Below are 10,328 nucleotides of genomic sequence, written 5' to 3' on the forward strand. Positions count from 1 at the left end.
CGACGAGCGCGGTGGCGGCACGCCGCCGCCCCAGACGCCGCCGCCCTCGACGCCGCAGCCGCGAACTCCGGCGCCGCCCAAGTCCGGGCCGCCGTGGACCGGGAAGGAGTGATCGGCCATGCCCACGGCGACGGAACGAAAGACGCCCGGTAGCGAGCTGACGCCGATGAAGTTCAGCCGGCTCACCCGCCGCGGGGTACTGCTCGGCCTCTCCGTCTCTCAACTCATCACCCTCGGCATCGGTGGACTGGCGCTGCTAGCCGCGTTCTACGGCGGCGCCGGGATGCTGCTGGCCTACACCGCCCCGATCTGGCTGCTCGCCGTGGTGCTGACCTGGGTGTCCATCGCCGGGCGGCCGATGGTCGAGTGGCTCCCGGTCGCCTGCTGGTGGCTGTGGCGCTCGACCGGCGGGCAACTGCTCTACCGGCGTCGGATCGTCAAGCCTCGACCGGCCGGGAGTCTCGCGTTGCCAGGCGACATGGCCCGGCTGCGGGAGCACCTGGACCGCGAGACCGGGGCGTGCATGATCCACGACCCCCGCCAGGCGACCTTGACGGTCGTGACGGAAGTGACCCATCCGGCATTCATCTTGCTGGACCCCGGAGAACAGGAGCGCCGCGTCACCTCCTGGGGACGGGTGCTCGCCACGGTCTGCCGCTCCGGGAGGATCGCGACCCTGCAAGTGCTCGAACGGACCCTGCCGGACTCAGGTAGTGGGCTGGCCGAATGGTGGGCCGAGCACGGCACCGACGACGGCTCCTGGGCCGCGACCACCTACCGTGAGCTGATCGAGCGGGCCGGCCCCGCCGGGGAACGGCACGCCACGACCGTCAGCCTCTCGCTGGACATGAAGGTCGCGGGTCGGCAGATCAGGACCGCCGGCGGCGGTATCCGCGGTGCCGCCGCGGTGCTCCGGCAGGAGATGGCGACTCTGGTCGCCGCGCTGCGGTCTGCGGACTTGACCCCTTCGGGGTGGCTCGGTCCCGGTCAGGTCGCGGTGATCTTGCGCTCGGCGTATGACCCGGCCGTGGCCGCCACCTTGGAGCGGCACGGGCGGCTCGGGCAGGAGCTTGCCGCAGCCGGCCCGGTCGCGGTCACCGAGACTTGGGGCAACCTGCGCACCGATTCCGCGTGGCACACCGTGCTGTGGGTCTCCGAATGGCCTCGCAGCCTCGTCTATCCGGGGTTCCTCGCGCCGGTGCTGCTGTCGACCGGCATCCAACGGTCGGTGTCGCTGATCTACACGCCTATGCGCTCGGACCAGGCGGCCCGCGACATCCGCAAGAAGAAGGTCGAGCACATCTCGGATGCGGCCCAGCGCGCCCGGATCGGGCAGATCGAGGACGCGGCCCAGACCGCCGAGTACCAGGACGTGCTGCAACAGGAAGCCGACCTGACCGCCGGCCACGGGATTCTGCGGGTCTCCGGCCTCATCTCCGTCTCCGCCCCCAGCGTCGACGAGCTGGAAGCCGCGGTCGCCGCGATCGAACAAGCCTCGATCCAAGCCTCCTGCGAGACCCGAAGGCTCGTCGGCCAGCAAGCGGTCGCGTTCACGGCGGCCGCGCTGCCGCTGTGCCGCACGGTGTGACCGGCGCGCTCACCTGGCAGGCATCCCACCCCCGTTGAAGGAGGCCCGTGATGCCGACATACACGAACCCGACCAGCGATGCCAGCGATGCCTACGAGGCGTTGCGCGGTCTGGCTCACGCCAGCCGTAGCTTCGAGGACCCGTCCGAGACCTACGTCGTGATCGGTGAGCTGTTGGGCGGGCTGCGATCGCTGCGGCAGGTGCTCGACCAGCTCGCCGCCGCCCATCTGAGCCGGCAGCATCACGTCACCGACGAGTCCCGCGAGTACAGCGGCGGTGCGGCCGAGGCGCTGGCCGCAGCGGATGAGCTGCATCAGGCCGGCACGCTCATCGACCAGGCCGACGACCGCCTCAGCGCGGCCATGACCCACTCGGGCCGGATCGTGTGGAACCCGCAGGACCGGATAGTGGAGCGGTGGGTCGGCGTCGTGTTCCTCCAAGGTGAGGAAGCCGACCGGGTGATCGACCTCATCGACGCCCACGGGGTCGAGGCGGGGATCGAGCATCTGTCGGCGTGGGACTACGGCGAGGAGACCACGAACGCCGCCTTGGAGAACGGCGACGTTCACGACACCGCCCCGGTCTATCCCGGTGACCGGCAGGCCGAGACCGGCGACTACGCGATGACCTACAACCCGATGGCCGGGCACGTCGCCCTGTACCGGCGGCACCTGATCCGCGCCGAGGACGCCATCGACAAAGAAGCAGGGGCGCACGTCCCGGCCCGCCGCCCGACGACAGGCCGTGAGCGAGAGACGGCCGGGCGGCGTAGCGCCGTCCGTGACGGCGGCTGGTTCGAGCATCCCGGCGTTGCCGCGGTCAAGCAGGCCCGCGGGCTGTCGCTCTGACGTAGCCACCACCGAGACGCGTCGGCGCGCACCTGCCCGCCATGAACAGCGCAGACCCCGCCGCTCCGATGTCCCGGCAAGTCGGGACGCTCACCTTGACCGTCTGGCCGGACTCGCCGCTGGGCGAGCACCAGCGATACGCCTACCGCATCGAGGACACCGCGACCGGGCAGACGATCGACGGCCGGGACCTGTTCACCGGCGCCGGCGCCCCGGTCGCCCCGGACCGCGCGATGCGCGACCTCGCCGCCTACCTGACCGCGGCCGGCGACGCCCGCCAGTACGCCATCGACAACCCCGGCAGCAGACCCGAGCACGAGGGCCTGTTTCCCGGATGGGTCGCTGAGGCCGCTCGCCAGAACGCGGACGCGCTGGCCCTGCTCGGCATTGAGGACCCGCCGCAGCCCAAGCCGGACATGCCACGGCAACCTCGCCCGGCGCCGGACTCGTCATGGTTCGACCGTCCCGCCGGCGGTTGTGTCTCCGGGACGCGGGGGCGGTCGTTGTGAGCCGGGGCGAGAAGCTGCATACCGCTGTCCTCGTCGCTCCCGCCTCGGAGCGGCGCCGGCTGCGCAAGCAGCGGCGGCAAGCCGCCGCCCGAGTCGTCGCCGAGCAGCGTCACGTCGAGAAGGAAGCGGCCCAGGCTAAGGCCGCCGCCGAACGGGCCGAACGCCGTGCCACGGTCTACCTGCCCGCCGCCGGCGAGCCCGGTCCAGCGGCGCTGAGGACACCGGGCCGCTTCCGGGTGCCCCGGCATCAGGACACCAGCGCCGTGCTTGCCGGGCAGTACCCGTTCCTGGCCGAAGCCGGGCTCGGAGCCGCGGGAATCTTCATCGGCCAAGACCTCTACAGCGGCTCGTCGTTCGTGTACGACCCGTGGGAGTTGTACCGGCGGGGCATCATCACCGCGCCGAACCTGATCTTGGCCGGGATCGTCGGCTCCGGGAAATCCTCGCTCGCCAAGAGCCTCTACTCCCGCAGTCTGCCCTTCGGGTACCGCGTCTATGTGCCCGGCGACCCCAAAGGCGAGCACTCCGGCGTCGCGGAAGCTGTCGGCGGGAAAGCGATCATCCTCGGGCACGGGATGGGCAACAGGCTCAACCCCTTGGATGAGGGCTACCGGCCCGGTGGCCTGTCCGACCAGGAGTGGGCCACCACCCTCGCCGCGCGGCGCCGCGATCTGCTCGGAGCCTTGACGGAGACGGTGCTGGATCGGCGGTTGGCGCCGTTGGAGCACACCGCGATCGACACCGCCCTGGTCGGCGCGGTCCGGGACGCGGACGTGCCGATCCTGCCGATGGTGGTCGACCGGCTGCTGCGCCCCGACCCTGCCGATGACCCGGACGGCCGGCTCACCGAGGACGGCCGCCAGGTCGGCCACGCGCTGCGCCGCCTGGTGGCCGGGGACCTGGCCGGCCTGTTCGACGGGCCGAGCACCGTCAGGTTCGACCCGTCGCTGCCGATGGTCAGTCTCGACCTCTCGCGCGTCACCGAGAACAGCACGCTGATTTCGGTGCTGATGACCTGCTCGTCGGCGTGGATGGAAGCCACCCTGCTCGACCCCAACGGGGGCCGCAGATGGGTCGTCTACGACGAGGCATGGAGGCTCATGTCCCATCCGGCGCTCCTGCGCAGAATGGACGCGCACTGGCGGCTGGCGAGGCACTACGGGCTGGCAAATCTGCTGGTGTTCCACAAGCTCACCGACTTGGAGAACGTCGGCGATGCAGGGTCGGCGAACCGGGCGCTGGCGAACAGCCTGCTGGCGAACGCGGAGACCCGGATCGTCTACCGGCAGGAGACCGATCAGCTCGGCCCCACCGCCGTCGCGCTCGGGCTGACCGGCACCGAACGCCGCCTGCTGCCAGGACTTGGCACCGGGCAAGGGCTCTGGCGGATCAAGGATCGCGCCTTCGTCGTGCAGCACCAACTCCACCCCGCCGAGCTGGCCGCGTTCGACACCACCGCCCGCATGACCGGCGGAAACCCGCAAGTTCACGAATCCTGACCAGAACCGCACGGCCCATGCGCGTAGTCGGGCTCCGGCTCACCTGGCGGCATGAGGAAACCCGAGCCGCAACCTGAGCCTGTCCCGGTCTCCATTCCGCTCGTCGTGCTCGATGTGCGCGAGGACGGCACCGTGACCGTCACCGTCGACGGGAAACGGTTGGACCCCGACCCTTTCGCGCCGCCGTGGCGGCGTTCCTCGTTCGGGCAGATCATCGTCCGGGCCACGAACGACCGGACGACACCGGCCAGGGTCGAGGTCCGCGAAGCGGACGGCACGACCTTCACCGACATCATCGCCGCCCGCAGCCGGCGTTCCCGCCCCGAGCCCGAACCGGAACCGGAGGCGCCGGCCGGGCCGGTGTTCCACACAGTCGAGGGCGAGGGGTTCGTTCCCGGCGAGGACGTGGCGGTCGCCGTTGTCACCGGGCACACCGACGCCGCCCGCACCGGCACCGCGCGCGCACTCATCGACCCGGCCGGAGTCAGTGTTGACCAGGCCGGCGGGGTCATCGAGGTCATCCTGTTCGGCCGCGTCTCCGGCACCACGATCATCCGACGAGTGCCGTGAACGAGCAGGGCCGGCAGACCGGCTCGTTCGGGGACGAGCTGACCAACGCCGCGATGATCGGGCTGGTCGTCCTGTTCGGCGTCGCGCTGATCCTGCGCGCCGCTGGATCGGTGGCCGCGTTCCTGACCGGCACCTCCCAGCCGGCCGGCGATCCCGCCTCCGGGGTCGGAGTGCTGTTCCGCCCAGGCGACCCTGCCGCGGCGCTCGACGCGGACGGCCTGAACCCGGTCGTCTACTGGATCGTCGCCGGGCTGCTGCTCGCCGGTCTCGTGACCGGCGGGCTATGGGTGTGGCTGCGGCTGCGCCGCCACACCCACTGGATCGAAGCCGACCCGCGCCGCATGGCCGGGATCGCCACCCGCCACGAGGTCGCTGCCGCTGCGTCTGAGAAGGCGCTGCTGCGCCGCGCGGGAAACCTGCGCCCCGGTCTGAGCGACCCACGGCCGCACGACGTGGGCTACCGGCTCGGCACTTCCAAGGGCACCGGCGTGTGGGCCTCGGTCGAGGACTCGATCATGGTCATCGGCCCGCCCCGCTCCGGGAAGGGCCTGCATCTGGTGATCCCGGCGATCCTCGACGCGCCCGGTGCCGTCGTCGTCACGTCGACCAGGCCGGACAACCTCACCGCGACCATGCGCGCCCGTCGCAGGATCGGCCCCGTCGCGATCTTCGACCCGCAACACTTGGCCGAGGGGCTACCCGCCGGTCTGCGCTGGTCACCGATCCGGGGCTGCGAGTCACCGCAGACGGCGATGATCCGCGCCACCGGGCTCGCCGCCGGCACCGGCCTGTCGGCAGGCGGCGTAGACGGCGGAGGCTTCTGGGAGGGCAAGACACGGGCGGCGCTCCAAGCCCTGCTGCACGCGGCAGCGATCGACAACCGGCCGCCCGCCGAGCTGTTCCGATGGACTCTCGACCCAACAGCGGCCGCTGACGCGGTGGCGATCCTGACCGGCTCCACCCAGGCGGCGACCGGGTGGGCCGAGTCCTTGGAAGCGATGATCGACTCCGACCCCCGCACCCGCGACTCCATCTGGCAGGGCGTCTCCCTCGCCCTCGGCTCCCTCGCGGACCCGCGCGTGCTCGACGCCGTATCGCCCGGCCCCGGTGAGGGCTTCGACCCCGAAGCGTTCATCCGCGACCGCGGCACGTTGTTCCTGCTGGCAACCGGGTCCGGTGCGGGAGCCAGCGCCGCGCTGGTCGCCGCGCTCGTAGAAGACCTCATCGAGACCGCCCGCCGCCTGGCCGCACGGTCGGCGGGCGCGCGTCTTGATCCGCCGATGCTGCTGGCGCTGGACGAGATAGCCAACCTCTCGCCGTTGCCCTCCCTGCCGACGCTGATGGCCGAGGGCGGCGGCTCAGGGATCACGACGATGCCGGTGCTCCAATCGCTCGCGCAGGCGCGGGACAAGTGGAACGAGCACCAGGCGAACGCGATCTGGGACGCCTCGATCGTCAAGGTCATCCTCGGCGGGGCTTCCAACAGCCGCGACCTGCAAGACCTGAGCGCCCTGGTCGGCGAACGCGACGAGTACACCGACTCCGTGACGCTGGGTGACCACGGCAGCCGCTCCAACCAGAGGTCCGTGCGGCGGGTGCCGATCTTCCCGCCCGACCGTATCCGCCGGCTCCCGTTCGGGACCGGGATCGTGCTGCTGCGCTCCGCGCCCCCGATCGTCACCGACCTGCACCCCTGGCCCAAGCGTCCCGACGCCGGCCAGCTCGCCGCCGACCGTGCCGAGATCGAAGCCCTGCTGCGCCGCTCCGACACCTGAGCGTCGGTCGCGGCAAGGAGTACCTGCCCGCCACAACGGCCCGGCACGAACCGGCGCCGGAGAGCAGACAGGAGCACAGCATGTCCGACGAATCCCGCGACGACGCCACGACGAACGACGTTCCCGACTCGGATATGGACCAGATGGACGACGACGGCTACGACGAGCCGCTGATCGCCGAGCCGCCGCACCCGATCAACTGGAACCTGCTGAGCGCCGACGACGCCGAAGCCGAGTGGTTGGAGCTCAACCGCTGGGTGGACTGGCTGCGCCACACCTACGGGCTTCCCGCCTCCGTGATCCCGCCGGCCTGGCACATGCACCCCGAGCTGCTGTGGGAACTGAGCGCGCTGCACCTGCACTGGCTCTGCGCCTACGACCCCGACCAGAACGGCAGCGCACCGCTCGGCTGGCACCGCGACTTCGCCGACGCCCGCCAGCGGCTCCGCGAATGGGTCGCCGCCTGCGGCACCCGACTCGACCACGACCGCCCCACCCGGCAGACCATCTGGCCCGGCGAAGAACCCGGCGACCCGATCGAGGACATCCCGATCACCGACCGCGACGCCGAGTTCGTGGAGTTCGTCACGTCCGACGTCCAGGCCCGCCGCGAGGCCGAGGAAGCCTTCTACCGCGACCTCGACCCCGACACCGGAGAAGTCTCGTGAGCGACAAGACCGAGGCACTGGTCGTCTCGCCGTTGCTGGACAGCCGGGAGGTCGCCGCGTACTTGAAGGTCTCGGAGTCCACCCTGTCGCGGTGGCGCTCCGCCGGCACCGGGCCGCCGTTCCTGCGGCTTGGCGGAATCGCCCGGTACCGGCTCGATGCGATGGACCGCTGGCTGGCCGAGCTGGAACACGACCATGCCCAGGAGAGCTGAGCCCCAGCCGACCGCCGTCCCCAAGCCGGTCCCGCCGATCGGGGTGAAGGTCTCCACGGACATGGAGCGGCGCTCCTACGGCATCCGTGCCCGCGCCCGGTGGACCGACCCGACCACCAAGCGGCGTGTCATCCGCTCGGAGATAGTGCGGGACGAAGCAGCCGCACACGCCTTCTTCGACCAGCTCCGCAACTCATCGACCAAGGGCATGGACGTGTCCATGACGTTGCTGGAGTTCGTCACCTCCATCGGGGACAGGTGGGCGCGCGGCCTGGACCCGACCTCCACCGGCGAGACCTACGGCTACGGGTTGAAGCTGCGAGTGCTGCCCGCGCTCGGACACCTGCCCGTCACTCAGATCACCGCCGGGATCATCGACCGCACCATCGACGAATGGGAACAACGCCACGGGGCGTCCACGATCAAGAACACCATCGCCCCGCTCGTGAGAGTGCTCGATGAGGCGGTGCGCGACGGGTTGCTGACGATCAACCCGGCGAAGAATCGCGCCAAGCGGAGCCTGAACCGCAACGCCTTCCGCGGCCAGTCCGCTGAGCAGGCCTCTCCGCGGGCGCACGCGATCCCGGACATGAAGACCCTCAACCGGCTCGCCAGGGCCTGCGGCAAGGTGCACCAGTCCTACAGCGACTTCGTGATGCTCGCCGCGCTGCTCGCCGCACGGTCCTCGGAGGTGTCCGGGCTACAGGTCGGGGACGTCGACTTCGACAAGAACCTCGTCGTGATCCGCCGGCAGGTCTTCCCCGGCAAAGGCGGCCTGGTCACCAAGCCGACCAAGAGCCGCAAAGAACGCCGCGTGCCGATCCTGGAACCGCTGCGGCCCGTGCTGGAACGCCTTACCAACGGCAAGCAGCCCGAGGACTCGTTGCTGGTCGGCCCGAAGGGCGGCTACCTCACCACCGCGACCGTCCGCGACGCCACCAACTGGGACGGCATCGTCGCGAAGCTCGGACTGCCCGACCTCACCCGGCACGGCCTGCGCCACACCGGGGCGACCTGGATGGCCGACGCCGGCATCCCGCTGCACGTTCTGCAAGACATACTCGGGCACGCCTCAATGGAAACCACCCGCGGCTACCTCCACCCCGACGACCGGCATCTCGCCTCCGCCGCCGAGCAGGCCAACGCCTTCCTCTCCGCCGCCGGGCAACGCAAGCACGCCCGGCGCAGCGGACCGGCGACCAGGAGCCTGTGATGCGTTTCGACGCCGCGGGAGTGCCGTCGGAGGCGTTCTGGTCCCCTTTTGGTCCCCTTATCCACAGGAAAGCGGGCCGAGGCGGGCCGCTCGCACACAGGCGGTCATCTCCAACCGTGCCGGGGGGACCAGAGGGGGACCACGGAAAACGACCCCCGGACATGATGAAGCCCAGGCGAGAAACCTACTCTCACCTGGGCTTTTACGTCGGGCTGACAGGATTTGAACCTGCGACCCCCTGACCCCCAGTCAGGTGCGCTACCAAGCTGCGCCACAGCCCGTGGCATGGATTTTCAGTTGTTCGGGCCGACCAGAGCGGGGTAAACCCCTTGACCCCCAGTCAAGTGCGCTACCAAGCTGCGCCACAGCCCGTCACCCCGCTTGGCGGGGCGTGTGAACCTTAGCGCACGCCCCGGCCGAGGTCGTAATCGGTCGGCGGCGCGCTTGCCCCCCCATCGGAACCCGGGAGCCGGTAGCGTCGCAGCACCGCGGGCCGTCGGGGGCGGCCCGGTCCACTCAACGGAGAGCAGACTCATGTTCAGATCAGTTCGCCGAATGATCCTGGCTGTCACGGCCGTCCTCGGACTCGTCACCGTCCCGGCGCTCACCGCCACCGCCATCACCGGAGGGGAGGCCGATGGAAACGGCCACCCGAACGTCGGCGTCATCCTCTTCTACCAGGACGGCGGGAGATACCGCTGCACGGCGACCCTCGTCGCGCCGACCATCCTGCTGACCGCCGCCCACTGCACGGCCGGCACGTCGGGCAAGACCATCGTCAACTTCGACCCCGTGATCGCTGAAGAGGCGCCGACTGGGGTTCCTCCGGCGGCCGACCCCGCCGCGGGGTACACCCGCTCTGTCACGGACGCGAAGGGCCGCACCTGGTTCGCCGGGATGGCTGAAACGCACCCCGGCTACTCCGACTTCACCGACCTGAAGAACTGGAACGACGTCGGTGTCATCGTGCTCGAGAAGCCGCAAGATATGACGCCCGCGAAGCTGGCACCGACGAACTACCTCGACCGGGTCCAGCGCCGCGAGCTCGCGCACACGTTATTCACGATCGTCGGCTACGGCACCGAGGTCCGCAAACCCGAATCGGGGCCGCAGAAGCCGACGCCCGAGTCCTACCCGCTGATCCGGCGCGTGGCCGAAGCACCGGGCCAGAAGCTCACCCCGCAGATCCTGCAGGTCAACGGCAACCCGAACGACGTCCGCGGCACCGGCGGCAGCTGCTTCGGTGACTCGGGCGGCCCGACCTTCAAGGACGGCTACCAGGTCACGGTGACGAGCTACGGCTACACCGCGAACTGCCGCTACCTCGACGGCCTGCAGCGCGTCGACATCCCGGTCGTGCAGGACTGGCTCGCCTCGTTCGGCGTCACGCCCGCTGGCTGACAGCCGACAAGGTCGTATGTCGCTGAGCCGGCTTCCGAGCGGAAG

10 protein-coding genes and 2 tRNA genes are annotated in these 10,328 nt (G+C 70.5%); 10 read left to right on the plus strand and 2 right to left on the minus strand.

All coding sequences use genetic code 11. The features are described 5' to 3' along the window. The first annotated feature begins 118 nt into the window (after positions 1–118). From N864_RS14665 to N864_RS14705, 9 genes are all read left to right on the plus strand, one after another. Positions 119–1,588, plus strand: a complete 1,470-nt coding sequence (locus tag N864_RS14665) for an SCO6880 family protein (protein WP_034718272.1) — start codon at positions 119–121, stop codon at positions 1,586–1,588. Between the two features lie 50 nt (positions 1,589–1,638). Beyond that, positions 1,639–2,436: a hypothetical protein gene (locus tag N864_RS14670; protein WP_034718275.1), complete on the plus strand. Its 798-nt coding sequence runs from the start codon at positions 1,639–1,641 to the stop codon at positions 2,434–2,436. Positions 2,437–2,477: 41 nt separating this feature from the next. Next, entirely contained in the window at positions 2,478–2,945 is a 468-nt protein-coding gene (locus N864_RS14675) for a hypothetical protein (RefSeq protein ID WP_034718277.1), read from the plus strand. Then, complete coding sequence (locus N864_RS14680) at positions 2,942–4,444, plus strand: ATP-binding protein (protein WP_034718280.1); 1,503 nt, start codon at positions 2,942–2,944, stop codon at positions 4,442–4,444. The genes N864_RS14675 and N864_RS14680 overlap by 4 nt, the downstream gene beginning before the upstream one ends. 51 nt (positions 4,445–4,495) lie before the next feature. Beyond that, positions 4,496–5,014, plus strand: coding sequence for a hypothetical protein (locus N864_RS14685; protein ID WP_051518613.1), 519 nt, complete (start codon positions 4,496–4,498; stop codon positions 5,012–5,014). 53 nt (positions 5,015–5,067) lie between these two features. After that, positions 5,068–6,789 carry a type IV secretory system conjugative DNA transfer family protein gene (locus N864_RS14690; protein WP_051518615.1) on the plus strand — a complete coding sequence of 574 codons (1,722 nt, stop codon included), beginning with the start codon at positions 5,068–5,070 and terminating at the stop codon, positions 6,787–6,789. A gap of 80 nt (positions 6,790–6,869) precedes the next feature. Next, complete coding sequence (locus N864_RS14695; RefSeq protein WP_034718286.1) at positions 6,870–7,457, plus strand: hypothetical protein; 588 nt, start codon at positions 6,870–6,872, stop codon at positions 7,455–7,457. Beyond that, positions 7,454–7,669: a helix-turn-helix transcriptional regulator gene (locus tag N864_RS14700; protein ID WP_034718289.1), complete on the plus strand. Its 216-nt coding sequence runs from the start codon at positions 7,454–7,456 to the stop codon at positions 7,667–7,669. The genes N864_RS14695 and N864_RS14700 overlap by 4 nt, the downstream gene beginning before the upstream one ends. Continuing rightward, positions 7,653–8,882: a tyrosine-type recombinase/integrase gene (locus tag N864_RS14705; protein ID WP_051518614.1), complete on the plus strand. Its 1,230-nt coding sequence runs from the start codon at positions 7,653–7,655 to the stop codon at positions 8,880–8,882. Before N864_RS14700 ends, N864_RS14705 begins: the two co-directional genes overlap by 17 nt. Positions 8,883–9,089: 207 nt before the next feature. Here the strand turns inward: N864_RS14705 and N864_RS14710 are convergent. Both N864_RS14710 and N864_RS14715 read right to left on the minus strand, forming a co-directional pair. Further along, positions 9,090–9,163: transfer RNA gene (locus N864_RS14710), tRNA-Pro, on the minus strand. A gap of 20 nt (positions 9,164–9,183) precedes the next feature. After that, positions 9,184–9,254, minus strand: a tRNA-Pro gene (locus tag N864_RS14715). 183 nt (positions 9,255–9,437) lie between these two features. Between N864_RS14715 and N864_RS14720 the strand changes: the two genes are divergently transcribed. Then, positions 9,438–10,283 (plus strand): trypsin-like serine protease, encoded by an 846-nt coding sequence (locus N864_RS14720; RefSeq protein WP_155892956.1) that lies wholly within the window; start codon positions 9,438–9,440, stop codon positions 10,281–10,283. Positions 10,284–10,328 lie beyond the last annotated feature (45 nt).

The organism is Intrasporangium chromatireducens Q5-1 (assembly GCF_000576575.1).
Taxonomy (GTDB): Bacteria; Actinomycetota; Actinomycetes; order Actinomycetales; family Dermatophilaceae; genus Intrasporangium_A; species Intrasporangium_A chromatireducens.